Annotated in this window: 14 protein-coding genes; 9 read left to right on the top strand and 5 right to left on the bottom strand. The window is 63.6% G+C overall.

All coding sequences use genetic code 11. The features are described 5' to 3' along the window. From P3G66_RS28150 to P3G66_RS28140, 3 genes are all read left to right on the top strand, one after another. A complete protein-coding gene (locus P3G66_RS28150; protein WP_007736170.1) occupies window positions 1–411 on the top strand; it encodes a YchJ family metal-binding protein in 411 nt (136 codons plus the stop codon). A gap of 56 nt (window positions 412–467) precedes the next feature. Then, a complete protein-coding gene (locus P3G66_RS28145) occupies window positions 468–1,064 on the top strand; it encodes a hypothetical protein (RefSeq protein WP_007736169.1) in 597 nt (198 codons plus the stop codon). Between the two features lie 92 nt (window positions 1,065–1,156). After that, window positions 1,157–3,055 carry an ABC transporter ATP-binding protein gene (locus P3G66_RS28140; protein ID WP_019749303.1) on the top strand — a complete coding sequence of 633 codons (1,899 nt, stop codon included), beginning with the start codon at window positions 1,157–1,159 and terminating at the stop codon, window positions 3,053–3,055. 101 nt (window positions 3,056–3,156) lie between these two features. Here P3G66_RS28140 and P3G66_RS28135 read toward each other — a convergent pair whose 3' ends face one another. Continuing rightward, entirely contained in the window at window positions 3,157–4,932 is a 1,776-nt protein-coding gene (locus P3G66_RS28135) for a DEAD/DEAH box helicase (protein ID WP_003945121.1), read from the bottom strand. 102 nt (window positions 4,933–5,034) lie between these two features. Between P3G66_RS28135 and P3G66_RS28130 the strand changes: the two genes are divergently transcribed. The 4 genes from P3G66_RS28130 to P3G66_RS28115 all read left to right on the top strand — a co-directional run bounded on the left by P3G66_RS28130 (window position 5,035) and on the right by P3G66_RS28115 (window position 9,296). After that, complete coding sequence (locus tag P3G66_RS28130) at window positions 5,035–5,862, top strand: carbon-nitrogen hydrolase family protein (protein ID WP_050656184.1); 828 nt, start codon at window positions 5,035–5,037, stop codon at window positions 5,860–5,862. A 55-nt stretch (window positions 5,863–5,917) separates the two neighbouring features. After that, window positions 5,918–6,544 (top strand): phosphoribosyltransferase family protein, encoded by a 627-nt coding sequence (locus tag P3G66_RS28125; protein WP_276117411.1) that lies wholly within the window; start codon window positions 5,918–5,920, stop codon window positions 6,542–6,544. 126 nt (window positions 6,545–6,670) lie between these two features. Next, a complete protein-coding gene (locus P3G66_RS28120) occupies window positions 6,671–7,369 on the top strand; it encodes a hypothetical protein (protein ID WP_003945151.1) in 699 nt (232 codons plus the stop codon). 139 nt (window positions 7,370–7,508) lie between these two features. Next, window positions 7,509–9,296 carry a long-chain fatty acid--CoA ligase gene (locus P3G66_RS28115; protein ID WP_064689333.1) on the top strand — a complete coding sequence of 596 codons (1,788 nt, stop codon included), beginning with the start codon at window positions 7,509–7,511 and terminating at the stop codon, window positions 9,294–9,296. 56 nt (window positions 9,297–9,352) lie between these two features. On the opposite strand, the gene P3G66_RS28110 is transcribed toward P3G66_RS28115, so the two are convergent. From P3G66_RS28110 to P3G66_RS28100, 3 genes are all read right to left on the bottom strand, one after another. Continuing rightward, complete coding sequence (locus P3G66_RS28110) at window positions 9,353–10,348, bottom strand: NAD-dependent epimerase/dehydratase family protein (protein WP_082931406.1); 996 nt, start codon at window positions 10,346–10,348, stop codon at window positions 9,353–9,355. A 78-nt stretch (window positions 10,349–10,426) separates the two neighbouring features. Continuing rightward, window positions 10,427–11,797, bottom strand: coding sequence for an FAD-linked oxidase C-terminal domain-containing protein (locus P3G66_RS28105; RefSeq protein WP_228401170.1), 1,371 nt, complete (start codon window positions 11,795–11,797; stop codon window positions 10,427–10,429). Continuing rightward, complete coding sequence (locus tag P3G66_RS28100; protein ID WP_030536920.1) at window positions 11,794–12,495, bottom strand: FCD domain-containing protein; 702 nt, start codon at window positions 12,493–12,495, stop codon at window positions 11,794–11,796. Before P3G66_RS28100 ends, P3G66_RS28105 begins: the two co-directional genes overlap by 4 nt. Before the next feature lie 92 nt (window positions 12,496–12,587). On the opposite strand from P3G66_RS28100, the gene P3G66_RS28095 reads away from it, so the two are divergent. Next, window positions 12,588–13,205, top strand: a complete 618-nt coding sequence (locus P3G66_RS28095) for a cysteine hydrolase (protein ID WP_030536921.1) — start codon at window positions 12,588–12,590, stop codon at window positions 13,203–13,205. A gap of 5 nt (window positions 13,206–13,210) precedes the next feature. Here P3G66_RS28095 and P3G66_RS28090 read toward each other — a convergent pair whose 3' ends face one another. Further along, entirely contained in the window at window positions 13,211–13,852 is a 642-nt protein-coding gene (locus tag P3G66_RS28090; protein ID WP_276117410.1) for an alpha/beta fold hydrolase, read from the bottom strand. 83 nt (window positions 13,853–13,935) lie between these two features. Here P3G66_RS28090 and P3G66_RS28085 point away from each other — a divergent pair, with 83 nt between their 5' ends. After that, the gene (locus P3G66_RS28085) at window positions 13,936–17,379 is read left to right on the top strand and encodes a bifunctional RecB family nuclease/DEAD/DEAH box helicase (protein WP_276117409.1); all 3,444 of its coding nucleotides are present in this window, start codon (window positions 13,936–13,938) and stop codon (window positions 17,377–17,379) included. Window positions 17,380–17,383 lie beyond the last annotated feature (4 nt).

Genomic DNA, 17,383 nt, shown 5'->3' with positions numbered 1-17,383 from the left:
GTGACTTCGCGCCGCCCCACCACACCCAATCCGACCGATCCGTGCCCGTGCGGCAGCGGCAACGCGTTGGCCGAATGCTGCGGCAAGTACATCAGCGGAGTAGCGCACGCACCGACCGCCGAAACCCTGATGCGTTCGCGTTACACGGCTTTCGCTGTGATGGACGACGAATATCTCACGCAGACTTGGCATCCCGACCATCGTCCAGCCCAACTCGATCTCGACCCCGACCAGAAATGGCTCCGGTTGGAGATCCTGGACACCGAACGGGGCGGGCTGTTCGATTCCGACGGCGTCGTGGAATTTCGCGCTCACTACACATTCGGACGCGAGCGGGGAATGCTCCACGAACGCAGTCGATTTGCGCGAACAGAGGGTAAGTGGCTCTATGTCGACGGCGATATCGGTTAGGTAACTCCGGGCACCGCCGCCGCGGATCCCGATAACGCGAGCCCTACGATCGAGTCATGACAACGAACCGGACGAGATCATTTGCCGCTGTCGCTGCCATCGCAGTGGGCGTGAGCCTGACTGCCTGTTCGCAGGACGCGGAGACCACTCCCACGGCAGCCACCTCGGCCGTCACCTCGACCTCGACCTCGAGTGCAGCAGCGTCGACCACAGAACCAGTCCCGACGGACAGCTCCGACAAGACGTCGGCTGCGGGCACCGAATCCAAGCTCACCGTCGTCGACATCCGAGTGGGCGAGCACGACGGATTTGATCGTGTCGTCTACGAAATGGGCGGAACCGGCACACCCGGTTGGCGCGTCAAGTACGTCGACGCGGCGACGCAGGAAGGCAGCGGTAAGCCCGTGGACATCAAGGGTGCCGCAGTGATCCAGGTCCTGATCGACGGTTCCGCATATCCCTTCGACAGCGGAGTCGAGCAGTACTCCGGCCCCAACCCGGTCCCCGGCGTCGGCGGAGTCGTGACCGAGGTCAACGGGTCCAACGTCTTCGAGGGAGTCACGCAGTCGTTCATCGGCGTGACCGAGAAGCAGCCGTTCACGGTCACGACGCTCAGCGACCCTCCTCGCGTGGTGGTCGACGTGGCCCGCTGAGGCCGCACTTGACCTGAAGTTTGGTTGAGGTTCTACCTTCGTGTCGTACCGGCCACGTAATCTTCGTGGCCGGCGACCGGAGGGGCGAAGTCATGAGTATGGAAGTCACCGCGTGGAACGCGATGTACAACGCGATGCACGCGCAAGAAGATCGGCGCCCGTTCTCGAAGGCGACACTGAAGCGGATCGCGACGTTCGCAGTTCCACAGAAACGCAACCTCAGCTGGTACCTCGTACTGAGTGTCGTCACTGCTGCGCTTGCCGTGGCAACACCTGTCCTGGCCGGGCGCGTGGTCAACGCGATAGTCGGCGGCGACGCCGTCGACGTGGTCGTCAAACTTGCCGCCCTGATCGCACTGGTAGCACTTCTCGAAGCCGCTCTGGGACTGTTGACCCGGTGGCTCTCGGCCAGCATCGGCGAAGACCTGATCCTGCATCTGCGCACCACCGTCTTCGATCACGTCCAGAAGATGCCCATCGCGTTCTTCACCAGAACTCGAACCGGAGCACTGGTCAGCCGTCTCAACAACGACGTCATCGGCGCTCAGCGCGCCTTCAGCGACACCTTGTCCGGAGTGGTCAGCAATCTGGTCACCCTGGTGATCACGCTGATCGTCATGCTCGGGATCTCCTGGCAGATCACCGTCCTCGCGCTGCTACTTCTCCCGATCTTCGTCATCCCCGCACGGCGCATGGGCGCAAAACTTGCAGCACTCAATCGTGAAGCAGCCAACCATAATTCGCTCATGAGCACCCAGATGACGGAGCGGTTCTCCGCTCCCGGCGCGACTCTGGTCAAGCTGTTCGGCCGCCCGTCGCAAGAATCTGCGGAGTTCGCGGTTCGCGCCAGGCGTGTGCGCAACATCGGAGTCCGGACCGCAATGCTGCAGTCCGTCTTCGTCACAGCACTGACGCTGGTCTCGGCCCTTGCTCTTGCCCTCGTCTACGGACTCGGCGGCTTCTACGCGCTGCGCGGACAGTTGGACGCCGGCGCCGTCGTGGCGATGGCACTGTTGTTGACGCGGCTGTACTCACCGTTGACCGCACTGGCCAGCGCCCGGGTGGACGTCATGAGCGCCCTGGTCAGCTTCGAGCGGGTATTCGAGATTCTCGATCTGGCGCCGCTCATCACCGAGAAGCCCGATGCACGCACGGTGCCGCAGGGCCCGGTGTCCGTCGAGTTCAAGAACGTCACTTTTGCTTACCCATCCGCGGACAAGGTGTCTCTCGCGTCCCTGGAGGAAGTCGCGATCCTCGACACCCGCGGCGGCGAGGACGTGTTGCACGACCTGTCGTTCCGCACCGAAGCAGGACAGATGGTCGCCTTGGTCGGCACGTCCGGTGCCGGAAAGTCGACCGTGGCGCAGATGATTCCGCGCCTCTACGACATCGACTCCGGTTCGGTCGAGTTGGGCGGCGTCGACGTCCGCGACCTCAGTGCCGATTCCATCCGGGAGACCGTCGGCATGGTCACGCAGGACGGGCACCTGTTCCACGAGAGCCTTCGATCCAACCTGCTCCTTGCGCGACCGGATGCCACCGAAGAAGATCTGCGTGAGGTTCTGGAGCGCGCACGGCTCACCGACCTGGTTGCGTCGCTGCCCGACGGACTGGAGACCGTGGTGGGTGAACGCGGTTACCGCCTCTCGGGCGGCGAGCGTCAACGCCTGACCATCGCACGCCTGCTCCTGGCCCAGCCTCGCGTCGTCATCTTGGACGAGGCCACCGCGCATCTCGACTCGACGTCGGAAGCTGCGGTTCAGGAAGCACTCGGCGAAGCACTCGCCGGGCGGACTGCGGTGGTGATCGCTCACCGATTGTCGACGATCCGTTCCGCGGACCTGATCCTTGTCGTCGAGGCAGGCCAGATCGTCGAGCGCGGCAACCATGAGGAACTGCTCGCGCGCGGCGGCCGCTACGCCGAGTTGTACCGCACGCAGTTCGACACCAACGCCCGGAAGAACGGCGCCCTCGCACCGACGCCGATCTGATACCGCGCAGCGCCTTGCCCCCCACACAGAAAACAGGCGCTGTCCTCCTCGCGGAGGGCAGCGCCTGTTTCAGTCTTCATGACAGTCGTTGAAGCTGTAGGTCAGTCGTTGTAGCGATCGCGTCCGCCACCGCGGCGGTCGTCACGTCCACCACGATCGTCCCGGCCACCACGGTCGCCACGGCCACTCGGACGTCCCTGCGGCGGCCCGAAATCAGGCTGCAGCTGGATCAGGACGCCGGAGATGCGTGTGCGACGCAAAGCTTCGAGAGTCTCGTTGGAGAGGTCTGCCGGCAACTCGACGATGCTGTGATCCGGGCGAATGCTGATGTGCCCGAAGTCGCTTCGACGAAGCCCACCCTCGTTGGCGATGGCACCGACGATGGCACCCGGAACGACGCGGTGACGCTTGCCGACTGCAATGCGGTACGCGGCCAGCTCCTGGCCCTCGGGCCCACGCGAGCGCGGGGCCGGGCCATCGTCGAAACGACGGGGAGGACGTGGTTCACGAGGCTCGCGCTCACGACGCGGCGGTGCCGGCGGCTCGGGAGAAAGCAAGAATGCTTCGCCGTCGCGCGACTGCAACGCCAGAGCGGCAGCGATGTCGATGAGCGGAACGTCGTGTTCCTGGTCGTAGTCCTCGATCATCTTGCGGAACATCGCGAGATTCTCCGAGGCCAGGCTCTCGGTGATGGAGTCACCGAACTTGGCCACGCGCTGGGCGTTGACGTCGTCGACACTGGGAAGCTGCATCTCCGCAAGCGGCTGACGGGTCGCCTTCTCGATGGACTTGAGCAGATGACGCTCACGCGGGGCGACGAACAGCAACGCGTCACCCTGACGACCGGCGCGGCCGGTACGACCGATGCGGTGGACGTACGACTCCGTGTCATGAGGGATGTCGTAGTTGACGACGTGGGAGATTCGATCCACGTCGAGGCCTCGAGCAGCAACGTCGGTCGCGACGAGGATGTCGAGGGCGCCGTTCTTGAGCTGACCGATGGTCCGCTCACGCTGGGCCTGGACGATGTCACCGTTGATCGCGGCAGCCGAGTGCCCGCGGGCGCGCAGCTTCTCCGCCAGGTCTTCGGTGGCCTGCTTGGTACGGACGAAGATGATCATCGCCTCGAATGCCTCGACCTCGAGGACTCGGGTCAGTGCATCGAGCTTGCGCTGATGAGCAACCTGAATGTAGCGCTGCGTGATGTTCGAGGCGGTCGACGTCTTGGACTTGACGGTGATCTCGACCGGATTGTTCAGGTACTGCTTCGAGATCCGGCGAATCGAGCCGGGCATCGTTGCGGAGAACAGGGCGACCTGCTTGTCGCCGGGGGTGTCGCGGAGGATGCGCTCGACGTCCTCCTGGAACCCCATCTTGAGCATCTCGTCGGCCTCGTCGAGAACGAGGTACTTGAGATTGGTCAGATCCAGGGTGCCCTTTTCGAGATGGTCGATGACACGACCCGGGGTACCGACGACGACGTGTGCGCCGCGGCGCAGGCCCGACAGCTGGACGCCGTAGCTCTGGCCACCGTAGATCGGCAGCACGTTGAGTCCGGGGATGTGCGCGGAGTACTTGCCGAATGCCTCGGCAACCTGAAGCGCCAGCTCACGCGTGGGAGCAAGCACCAGCGCCTGGGTCTGCTTGATCGACGTGTCGATCCGCGACAGGACTGGAACTGCGAAGGCTGCGGTCTTGCCGGTACCGGTCTGTGCGAGACCGACGACGTCCTTGCCTTCGAGCAGCGGCGGAATGGTGGCAGCCTGAATGGGCGAGGGCGACTCGTAGCCCACGTCTGACAGTGCCTTCAGTACCCGATCATCGATGTCGAGGTCGGCAAATGTTGGGGGTTCGGGGTCACGCTCAATATCACTCATTTGACCAGCAGTTTAGCGGATAGAGTATAGACACGACGACATACCGGGGGTGCTTTTACGACAGATCCACCCTCCCAGCGGGTTTCGCCTAGCGTAGGAAGCATGACCGAAGCCACCGCAGCCACCCCCTCCCAGACCGTTGTCGCGATTGCCCAATTCGCCCCGGGGACGGACAAGAAAGCCAACCTCGAATCACTGCGATCACTGGCTTCCGATGCAGCAGCACGCGGCGCGAAAGTTGTCGTGGCGCCGGAATACTCGATGTTCACCGCACCGAAGACGGATGAGCGTTTGATCGAGTCCGCGGAGGACCTGGACGGCGAATTCGGTTCGGCGCTGGCGTCGGTCGCCGCGGAGTTCGGAATCTTCCTCGTGGCAGGAATGAACGAGCGGATCGACGACGTGAGCAGAATCTCCAACACCCTCGTCGCGATGGACCCGAACGGCGAACTGGTGGCGACCTACCGGAAACTGCATCTTTACGACGCTTTCGGTTACCAGGAGTCGGCCGTGATCCGCGCGGGCGAGATCACCGAACCGCAGACTTTCGGGTGCGACGGCCTGACCTTCGGCCTCCAGACCTGCTACGACCTGCGCTTCCCGGAAGTCACCCGGCGCATCGTCGACGTCGGCGCAGACATCTTGCTCCTGCCCGCCCAGTGGGTGCCGGGGCCGCTCAAGGAAGACCACTGGACCACTCTCGTGCGCGCCCGGGCCATCGAGAACACGATGTACATCGCAGCGGCAGATCAGAGCGCGCGCGGCGGCGCGGGTGCCAGCATGATCGTGGACCCGATGGGCGTCGTGATGTGTTCACTTGGCGAGCAGGTCGGGGTCGCCACCGCACTCGTTTCGGCTGCTCGCATCGCCGAGGTACGCGAGAAGAATCCCGCTCTCGCGCTGCGGAGGTTCACAGTCTCGTCGCGGTGACCTGCAGCGAGTAGCGTCGAACTGGTCGGGGTTCGAGCTTCTCGAGGACAACGCAGTGACCCAGTATCGGGATCGATCTTCCGCCGGCAAATTTCTGGCCGGGCGGCTCGAGACCTTGCGTATCGACAAGCCCGTCGTTCTCGGACTCCCGCGCGGCGGAGTTCCGGTCGCAGCCGAGGTGGCTGCGGCATTGAACGCTCCGCTCGACATCGTGGTGGTGCGCAAGCTCGGCAGTCCGTACAACCCGGAACTGGCGATGGGCGCCATCGGTGAGGGCGGCGTGCGGGTCCTCAACCACGACGTCATCGCAGCGGTTCGCGTCTTGAAAAGAGAACTCGTCGCCGTCGAACGCGACGAGCGAACCGAATTGGAACGGCGGGCGCATCTCCTGCGCGAGGGGCGGACCCCGGTTTCCCTCCACGGACGCACTGCGGTGATCGTCGACGACGGAATGGCTACGGGCGCGAGTGCCGCGGTTGCCTGCCGATGCGCGCGCACCGCGGGTGCTGCCGCCGTGATCGTCGCGGTCCCAGTAGCCTCCCCCGAAGCCATGAGAGTGATCGCGTGCTCCGCCGATCGGGTCGTCTGCCCCTTCGTTCCTGCCCTGTTAGGCGGCGTCGGTGCTGCATTCGAGGACTTTCATCAACTCAGCGACGACGAAGTGCTGTCCTTCCTCGCCTGAGTGCACACCTCTCCAGCCTGAGCACAGTCCAAGAGATCTCTGAGAATTTGTGATGTGTGCAACATTTCGCTCCTCGGTGCCGATAGCCCAAATGGAACAAAAAGAATTCGGCTTTCTGGAGGAACCGTGACCATCTCGACCGATACCGTCGACGCCGTCGCAGCTGCGTGCCGTGACCGCCTGGGCGACCCTTCCGCCTGGGTTGCGTCAGACGCTTATCGACAGAGCCTCGCCCTGTGCATCATCGAATCCGTTCAGTCCACGTCGGGTCACAGCGAAGTGACCGTCGTCGATCGCTACCTGGCGTACCGGAAAGCCCGCGAGGACAAACCCGTCACGGATGGCGCACGTGAACTACTCCGCACCTTCGAGGAAGCCGGCAGTTCGGACCAGTGGGCAGGCAAGATCGGCTCGTACAAGCGTCGCTACACGGCGACGGGTGTCCCGATCGAGGCACGGCACATCCAACAGGTCGCCGAGAAACTCCATCACTTGCGGATCAACAGCGTCGAGGACCTGCTGTCGGCCGCCGATTCCGACAACGCTCTCGAAGCCGTTCACCATGCCTGGGTGGACGCGTGCGGAGACGGTTCCGAAGTGACCTGGGCCCACCTGTTGATGTTGGCCGGAATTCCGCACACCGATCTGGGGACCGCTGCCGACACCTTCATCAGCGCGACACTCGGCACCACCGAGTTGCCGGGAGACACCTCGGAGATCCTTGCAGCTACTGCAGAGCAACTCGGAGTGGATCCGGACCGATTGGACTACGCAATTCGGCGGTGGCTGTCCGTGCACGGTCGCACGCTCCAACACGTCGCCTGATTACCTGTAAACAGGCGGTCACACTAAACTGCAGGTCAGCGCCCGACCAGTTCTACCGAATAGTAACGACAGTGCAAAATGACGACTAATGTGATGCAATGCACATCAGAAATGTCAGTAGTCACTGGAGGGGTCAATAGTGCGCGAGTTCTCAGTTCCACAGTCGTTCTCAATTCCGGAGAACGTATCCATGGCCGACTCCGTGTTCCGTCACGCCGAAGAAGACCCCACATTCGTGCCGTTCAAGAGGCCGTCGAACGGTGGATGGGTCGACGTCACTGCAGCTGAATTCGCGAAGCAGGTCTCCGCAGTTGCCAAGGGCCTGATCGCGTCAGGTGTCGAGCTCGGCGACCGCGTCGCTATCCTGTCCGCGACTCGCTACGAGTGGGTCGTTCTCGACTACGCCATCTGGACTGCCGGCGGATGCACCGTCGCGATCTACGAGACCTCCTCCCCTGATCAGGCGCAGTGGATCCTCGAGGATTCAGCGACGACACTTCTGGTCGTCGAAACGGCCAAGCACGCGGAGACTCACAAGGAAGTCACCGACGGCGCAGAAGCCCTCCGCGAGGTTCTTGTCATCGAGTCGGGTGCGATCGACGAGCTGTCCAGTCGCGGTTCGGCAATCACCGACGAAGAACTGCACACTCGTCGTCACCAGGTCACCGCCGCCTCGCCCGCGACCCTGATCTACACCTCCGGAACCACCGGACGCCCCAAGGGTGTCCAGCTGACGCACTCCAACTTCTACGCCGAGTCCAACGCCTGCCGCCTGGCGATGCCGGAGTCCATGGTTCCCGGCAAGAAGACTCTGATGTTCCTGCCGCTTGCCCACGTATTCGCGCGGGCGATCTCCTTCGGCGCTTTCGACGCCAAGGTCACCGTCGCCCACACGTCGGACCTGACGACGCTGCTCGATCAGTTCGCCGGCTTCAAGCCCAACTTCATCCTCTCGGTGCCCCGCGTGTTCGAGAAGGTGTACAACTCGGCTCGCCAGAAGGCAGTCGACGGCGGTAAGGGCAGCATCTTCGACAAGGCTGCTGCCACCGCCATCGAATACAGCGAATCCCTCGAAAAGGGTGGCCCCGGCCTGGCACTCAAGCTCAAGCACGCGGTATTCGACAAGCTCGTCTACTCGAAGTTGCGTGCAGCTCTGGGTGGCGAGTGCGAGCGTGCAGTCTCCGGTGGCGCAGCCCTCGGCGCGCGCCTCGGCCACTACTTCCGCGGCGTCGGCATCCCGATCTACGAGGGCTACGGACTCACCGAGACCAGCGCCGCAATCACCGTCAACACCTCGAGCGCGCAGCGCGTCGGCACCGTCGGCAAGCCGATCAACGGCCATGCAGCACGGATCGCCGAGGACGGCGAACTCCTCCTGCAGGGCCCGGTCGTGTTCGCCGGCTACTGGCACAACGAGAAGGCCACTGCCGAATCCATCGTCGACGGCTGGTTCCACACCGGCGACCTCGGCTCGATCGACAACGAGGGCTACGTCTCCATCACCGGACGCAAGAAGGAAATCATCGTCACCGCGGGCGGCAAGAACGTCGCACCGGCAGGCCTCGAAGATTCCCTGCGCGCGCACGCTCTGATCAGCCAGTGCCTCGTCGTCGGCGACGGTCAGCCGTTCATCGGTGCACTGATCACCCTCGATCCGGAGACTCTGCCCGGTTGGGTCGAGCGCAACGGCCTGCCCGCCGGCACCCCGATTGCCGATCTGGTGAAGAACGCCGACCTGATCGCCGAGATCGACTCGGCCGTTGCCGACGCGAACAAGAAGGTCTCCAACCCCGAGCAGATCAAGAAGTACACGATCCTCGAGGTCGACTTCACCCAGGAGACCGGTGAATTGACGCCGACGCTCAAGCTCAAGCGCAACATCATTCACGAAGCTCACAAGACCAAGATCAGCGACCTGTACGCCTGATCGATCGTCTTTCACGAGTCTGGCCCGGTTCGAATGCGAACCGGGCCAGACTCGTTTCACTGTCCGGCGCAGAGTAGTTCCTCTTCGATCTCGGATGGAAGGCCGTGCACCGCACGATCCTCCCGCTGAGTCGGCAGAGTTTCTCGCTGCATCCACTCCCAGGTATCGCGCACGGTGTCTTCGACGGGCCGGCACCGCAGCCCTGCTTGCCCCGCCTTGGCGGTGTCGGCTTCGAGGAAGCCCGCGAACTCGCCCTCTTGCGGAACCCAACACGGAAGTTGTGTCCACGGCTGCACTCCCGCAGCGGCCAGCCTGTCCTCGTCGATCCACACGAGTTCAGCGTCCGAACCGGTGGCATCCACGCACGCCTGGAGGAGCCCGGAGGTAGTGGTGTGGCCGGACGGGCTGATGACGTCGTATGCCCCGCTGATCCCGGCGGCCAGTCCGGCCAGGACAAAGGTTGCGATGTCGCGGGCATCGACGTACTGCAACGGTCTGGTCGGCACTCCGGGAGCAACGACACGTCCGCCCGCCGCGATGCGCTGCAGCCACCACGGCAACCGCCCGATGTCCTCGCGCGGGCCGAGGATCAAACCTGCCCTCGCGAGTAACGCGTCCGGGAAGGATTCCAGGACAGCGAGTTCGGCCCCGCGTTTGGCGGACGCGTAATCGCTGTAGTCATCGGAGGTCGCAGATGCGGCCACCACTGGTGAGGTCTCGTCTACGTGCAAGCCCCATTGGTAGACGGATCCACTGGAGATGTATGCGTACCGGTCGACGTGACCGCGCAAAACGCGTGCATTCTCACCGACCACTCGGGGGCTACCCGACCAGGTGTCGACGACAAGATCCCATCGACGATCACCGAGCGCATCAACCATCGCACGCTGATCGGTGCGATCCGCGAACAGGACCTCCGCTGTAGGTGGTGGCGCTCCGGTGAGCCCACGATGGAGCACTGTCACTTCCCAGCCCCGAGCCAAAGCGTCATCGACGAGAGCGCGGCCGAGGAACCGTGTTCCTCCGAGCATCAACAGCTTCATGAGGGCCATCGTCACTTGAAAAGCGTCGTGCGGCAACACGTTCGTCTGGTAGCGCAATTTCCGGCGACTGAGGCACGGACGAACCGCTCAGATACCTCGTCCGGGATTGAGAACGTTCTTCGGATCGAATGCGGCCTTGACTGCAAGCATCATTTCGCGTTCGGTCTGGCCGACCATGTCCGCCATGTACGGCGCTTTGAGAACCCCGATACCGTGTTCACCGCTGATCGTTCCGCCCAACGCCAGTGCGCCGGCAACGATGTCGTCGAAAGCTCCGCGCGCACGATCCTGCGCACCCGGTTCGGCAGCGTCGAACACGATGGTCGGGTGGAGATTGCCGTCGGCGGCGTGACCGAAGGTTCCGATCGTGACGCCGTGGCGATCGGCCGCTTCACGAATGCATTCCAACATGGACGGCAACGCCGGCACCGGCACCGCGACGTCGTCGAGAAGTACCGTGCCCAACGCCTCGAGAGCCGGCAAGGCCATGCGGCGCGCGGCGGTGAACTCTTCACCTTCCACCGGATCGTCGGTGTGGAAAACCTCTCGGGCCCCGGCACTTTCGCACGCCGCGGCGCAGTCCGCTGCCTCGGCGGCCGCCGACCTACCGTCGCACTGGATGAGTAGCATCGCCCCGGCCGATTCGTCCAGCCCCATCTTGGTCAGCCGATTGACGGCGCCGATGGTGACGTCGTCCATCAACTCCATCTGACACGGTTCGGCCACTGCCGACACGGCGAGGACGGCATCGATCGCGGACTCCGCGGAATCGAAGAACGCAACGACGGTGGTCGCGGCAGTGGGCGCCGTACGCAACCGCATCGTGGCTTCGACGATGACCGCGAGAGTGCCCTCCGACCCGACGAGCAGATGTGTCAGGTCCAGCCCCGCAACGTTTTTGCGCGTCCGTGCACCGGTACGGATCACACGCCCGTCGGCGAGTACCGCCGTCAGGGCCGCAACGTGATCACCGGTGACGCCGTACTTGGCGCAACAGATGCCGCCTGCATTTGTCGCCAGATTGCCGCCGATACTCGAGATGGACCGGCTTCCCGGATCCGGTACGTACCAAAGACCCTGCTGTGCAGCAGCTTCCGCCAGGTCACCGTTGATCACTCCGGGCTCCACCGTGGCGGTGCGCGCGGCAGGATCGATCTCGAGAATTCGATCCATGCCCGCGACGCTCAAGACGATGCATCCGTCGAGTGCGTTGGCGGCGCCGGCCAACCCGGTACCTGCCCCTCGTGTCACCACCGGAACGGCGAGTTCGTGGGCCACCGTCATGACCGCAACGACGTCGTCGACCGTCTTCGCCTTGACCAGCGCGGCGGGCCTTCCGGCTGCGGTGAGCAGTGATTGATCCCGGACGTACGCACCCATTCGGTCGGGATCGGTTGTCGCCCTGTCCCCCACCGCTTTCTGCAGACGCTCGCCCAACAGATCGATACTCGTGGTCATTGCGTTCGTCCTTCGTAGAATCCGCGCACATGGCGCTCGACCAAAACGGCAGCCTCGTCAACTGCACCGCGCTCGATCGCGTCGGCGATACCCTCGTGCTCTGCCAGCAGTGCGCCGAGCGTGGCCGCCGAGTTCTCGCGCGAGTCGAGTTCACTCAGCAGGTAGCCGGCGATGCTGTCGCGGAGAACCGTCATGACCAACCCGAACGCCTTGTTCCCGCCGGCTCCGGCCAGCGCAACGTGAAAGTCGACATCGGCGTCGTGGAATGCGACCGAGTCGTCGGCAAGGGTTGCGACGCGCATCCGCTCGATCGCATCCCGGGCGCCGTTCGGCACCGCGACGACAGTGCGCAGCGCAGCAGCTTCGAGCAGCACTCGCAATTCGACAAGATCGCCCAATGGAACTGCACCCACCTGCAACGCCGTGCTGAGAGCTGTGGCTGCGGAATCGGCCGTATGCTCGTGCGTCACCCGAGGCCTGGCAGTAGAAGTGGTGTCCGCGCCGGTCAACAATCCCTGCGCTTGCAGGACACGAAGCGCCTCACGGACCGTCGATCGCCCCACCGAGAACGTCTGCGCGAGTTCCTGTTCGGTCGGCAATGCCTCGCCGACGGGAAGCGAGCCGTCGAGTATGGCAGCACGGATTCTTCCCGACACGGCAAGGCTGAGCGGCATGCGCGACAACGGAGTCGTATCCATGCCGCGACGCTACCACCCCTTGCCTGCTTGTCTGACAAACTGTTTAATTGAGGAGATTCGTGACCCGGACCACAACAGAGAAGGTGCCGACCATGACCGACAAGCTCGAATTGGATCCCGCGACCACCGCCGTCGTGCTCATCGAGTACCAGAACGACTTCACCACCGAGGGCGGTGTCCTCCACGAGGCCGTCGCACCAGTCATGGAATCGAACGGACTCCTCGCGAACACCGCCGCGCTGGTCGATGCGGCCCGGGCGGCGGGTGTCACCGTGATGCACGCACCGATCACCTTCGCCGAGGGGTACAACGAAATCACCTCGCATCCGTACGGAATCCTCAAGGGCGTCGTCGACGGAAAGGCTTTCGTGAAAGGTTCGTGGGGCGCCGCTATCGTCGACGACCTCACTCCGAAAGACGGAGACATCGTCATCGAGGGCAAGCGCGGACTCGACACTTTTGCCAGCACCAACCTCGATTTCATTCTGCGCAGCAAAGGAATTCGCACGATCCTTCTCGGCGGCTTCCTGACCAACTGCTGCGTCGAATCGACCATGCGCACCGGATACGAGAACGGTTACCGGGTCATCACACTCACCGATTGCGTGGCAGGCACTTCGGTCGCCGAACACGAGAACGCGATCACCTACGACTACCCGATGTTCTCGCATCCCGTCACGTCGAAAGAGGTGCTCGGCGCGCTCTCCTGAGAGGACTACCTGGAATGCGCGAGAAGGAATTCACGGCTGACGTTGGTGACACTGGCGTGAACCTTCTCGTGCAGCAGGTCGTGACCGGCGTCCTCGAACTCACGCATCTCGACGTTGCGCAGCGTCCGCGCCCAGTCCCGGACGGGATCGACCGGGGCGATCCGGTCGTCGGTACCGTGAACGACCAAAACCGGGATGCCCGCGTCGGAGAGTTCCGCCCACCCGTGTTGCTCGACCGCGCTGCGCGGGATGCCGCACAGCACTGCGGAGGCAAAATCGTGATCGCGATGAGCCAGCATCGTCAGCGCCGTCACGGCACCTAACGAATGACCCATCACCGCCTGCGGAACTTCGGGCAGTTCCGCCAAGGCGATGTCAGCCAGCGCGGCTGCATCGGCAGCAAGATCGGAGAGCGGAGCCCCGACTCCCGGATCACCCTCCGACAAACCGTGCCCGGTGTGATCGATCGCCCACACGTCGATCCCCGACGCCGTCATTGCGCCCGCGAAGCGGTGATACTGGCCGCTGTGCTGGCCGAGACCGTGCAGAAAGACCAGTGACACCGTGGGCACCGCACCCCCTGCCGCCGGCCAATGCCGAAAGTGCACCTGACCGGTTCGTCCGTCGAAGAAGGGCATGCTCGTCATTCTGCACTCTCCTACGGGTATCCGCGGGCGGTGGGCGATTACTGGTGGGTTGCCTTGTCGGTGAGCGATGGCACAATCTCCGTGTGTTCCTACTCGATGATCAGATCGTCTACAGCGCCAGCGACCTCTCGGCCGCGGCCTCGTGCGAGTTCGCACTGTTGCGGCAACTCGACGCCCGAACCGGTCTGATCTCAGCCGAGGCGGCCGAGGCGGATCCGATGCTCGAGCGGACGTCGAGCCTCGGCGACTCGCACGAGCGCGAACAGCTTCAGAAGTTCATCGATCAACACGGAGACGGCGTCGTCGTCATGCCGCGACCGGAACACTCACGCGCAGGCCTGACCGCTGCCACGTTGGCCACCGTCGAGGCAGCACGATCGGGCGCGCCAGTCATTTATCAGGGAACCTTTTTCGACGGCCGTTTCCTCGGGTTCTGCGATTTCCTCGTCCGCGAAGGCGACACCTACGCGGTCTACGACAGCAAGCTCTCCCGGCACGCCAAGGTGTCGGCACTTCTACAACTCGCCGCATACGCGGATGCGTTGGAGCGCAATGCAATCGCCGCCTCCGATCAAGTTCATCTACTGCTAGGCGACGGCAGCACGTCGTCGCACGACATCGGAGACATCGCGCCGGTATTCGCGGCACGTAGAGCTGAACTCGAACGAGTCCTCGACGAGCACCGCGCCGAGGGGAAACCGACACAGTGGCTCGACGATCGGTACCTGCGTTGTGGTCGATGCGACACCTGCAGCGTCGAGGTCGAAAGCCATCGAGACCTGCTGCTGGTTGCGGGCGTCCGCGGCAATCAGCGTGAACAGCTGATCGTCTCGGGGATCACGACAATCGACGAACTCGCCGCGAGCACCGGCCCAGTCGAGGGCATCCGCCGGGAAACACTCGACAAACTCCGTGCACAGGCCGCGGTTCAACTACGCCAGGAACTGTCCGGCGACGCCGAATTCGAGGTCTACGAACCCTCGGCGCTCGGCGGACTCCCCATCCCCGACGACGGCGACATCTTCTTCGACTTCGAGGGCGATCCGCTCTGGGCCGAGGACGGGTCCACCGATTGGGGGTTGGAGTATCTGTTCGGTGTGGTCGAAGGGCCTGCGGACGACTACGTGTTCAAGCCGTTCTGGGCACACGATCGCGAGGGCGAGCGCCAGGCGCTCCTCGACTTCCTCGATTACGTCACCGCGCGTCGAGAAGCTCATCCAGGCATGCACATCTACCACTACGCCGCGTACGAGAAATCGGCGCTGTTGCGCTTGGCCGCACGTCACGGTGTCGGCGAGCAGACCGTGGACACCCTGCTCAGCGAGAACGTGCTCGTAGACCTGTACCCGATCGTCCGCGCGTGCCTGCGGATCGGACAACGCTCGTACAGCATCAAGAAACTCGAGCCGCTCTACATGGGTGAGCACGGCCGCGACGGCGACGTGACCAATGCCGCCGCTTCGGTCGTCGCCTATGCCGACTACTGCGAATTGCGGGACGGCGGACAAGCCGACCAGGCCAGGGAACTTCTTCAGGGTATCTCCGACTACAACGAGTACGACTGCGAATCCACCCTGCGCCTGCGTGATTGGCTCGCGGAGCGCGCCGCCGAACACGGCGTCGAACTTCGTGAGCCGACCGGGCAGATCAAGATTCCACTCGAGGAGCTCACCGAATCGGAGATCGCGCTCCGCGAATTCGCAGGACACAAGGCAGGTTCGACGCGTACCCCCGATCAGCAGGCAGCTGCTCTACTGGCCGCAGCAGTCGGTTACCACAATCGCGAGCGGAAGCCGTACTGGTGGGCCCACTTCGACCGATTGGTCACACCGATCGAAGACCTCGTGGACATCCGCGACGTCATGGTGGTCGAGCAGTCCGAAATCGAAGCGGACTGGCACAAGAGCACCCCGCGGCAGAAGAAGTTTCGTCGCCACATCCAATTGACCGGAAGTTTCGGCACCGGAACATCTTTGAGTCCGGGCAGTGATTTGTTCGCTCTCTACGCAACCCCCTCCCCCGATGCCGTTGCAAGCGAGAACCCCACCCAACGCGGCACCAGCAGCGTCAAGGTCACCGCCGTGGTCAAGTCCGAAGGACTCGACGTGGTCACCGTCGAAGAACTGCTCGGCGGTGACGAATACCTCGATGCTCCAGTCGCATTGGCACCTGGTCGTCCGATTCCCACCGGACGCATGGAGAAGTCCATCGCCGCTGCCGCATCCGGCGCCAGCGAGATCCTGCCCGAACTGCCACCCGTAGCAGCGGTCGACATTCTCCGGCGCAGCACCCCGAGGACACGCTCGGGTTCACCGCTCCCGCCCGTCGGCACCGACAACAACTACGCGGACGCCATCACCGCCGCACTTCTCGACCTCGATGATTCCTACGTGGCAGTACAGGGTCCCCCTGGTACGGGCAAGACCTACACGGGTGCTCGTGTCGTCAAGACACTGATCGAACAACATCAGTGGCGAATCGGAGTTGTGGCTCAGTCACATTCGGTGGTCGAGAACATGCTCGGCGGCATTCTGAAGGCCGGCGTGGACCCTGCACTGGTCGCGAAGAAGGGCAGCCGCAGCAAGACCGCAGAATGGCAGGACATCGCATCCGAAGAATATGCGAGATTCATCGCCGAGGCCGAAGGCGTCGGCTGCGTCATCGGCGGCACTGCGTGGGACTTCGCGAACACCGATCGTGTTCCCGCCGGCAGTTTGGACTTGCTCGTGGTCGACGAGGCAGGTCAATTCGCGCTGGCGAACACCATTGCCGTCGCGATTTCCGCGCGAAACCTGTTGCTGCTGGGCGATCCGCAGCAGTTGCCGCAGGTGAGCCAAGGTACTCACCCCGAACCTGTCGACGAATCGGCACTCGGTTGGCTCGCCGAGGGACACGGCGCACTGCCACCCGAACTCGGCTACTTCCTCGAGAAAACGTGGCGGATGCACCCGGATCTGTGTGCGCCCGTGTCCGCATTGTCGTACGAGGGCAAGCTGCGTTCCCAGGAAACCGTCAGTGCGGCAAGGAAGCTCGACGGACTCGCTGCCGGAGTACACACGGTGTTCGTCGATCACCGCGGCAATTCCACCTACTCCCCGGAAGAGTCCCAGGAAATCGTTCGCCAGATCCAGGGCCTTCTCGGTACGCCTTGGACCGACCCGAGCGAGTTCGAGGGAACCAGGCCGCTGGAGCAGTCGGACATTCTCGTGGTCGCGGCGTACAACGCCCAGGTGGGCACCGTCGAGCGCGATCTCACCGAGGCCGGTCTCACGGAGGTCGAGGTCGGGACCGTCGACAAGTTCCAGGGCCGCGAGGCTGCGGTGGCAATCGTGTCGATGGCCGCATCTGCCGTCGAGGACGTCCCGCGAGGGATGTCGTTCCTGCTGTCGCGAAACCGTCTCAATGTTGCTGTCTCACGCGGCAAGTGGTGCGCGATCATCGTTCGATCGCACGCGTTGACGCAGTACATGCCCAGTACGCCTGCGGGATTGGTCGAACTGGGTGCATTCATGAGGCTGACGAGCTAGCCGA

It is taken from the genome of Rhodococcus sp. C3V (assembly GCF_029269915.1).
GTDB lineage: Bacteria > Actinomycetota > Actinomycetes > Mycobacteriales > Mycobacteriaceae > Rhodococcus_F > Rhodococcus_F qingshengii.
The sequence above is the reverse complement of the archived record's forward strand: the minus strand, read 5'-3'. Positions and strand labels throughout refer to the sequence as shown.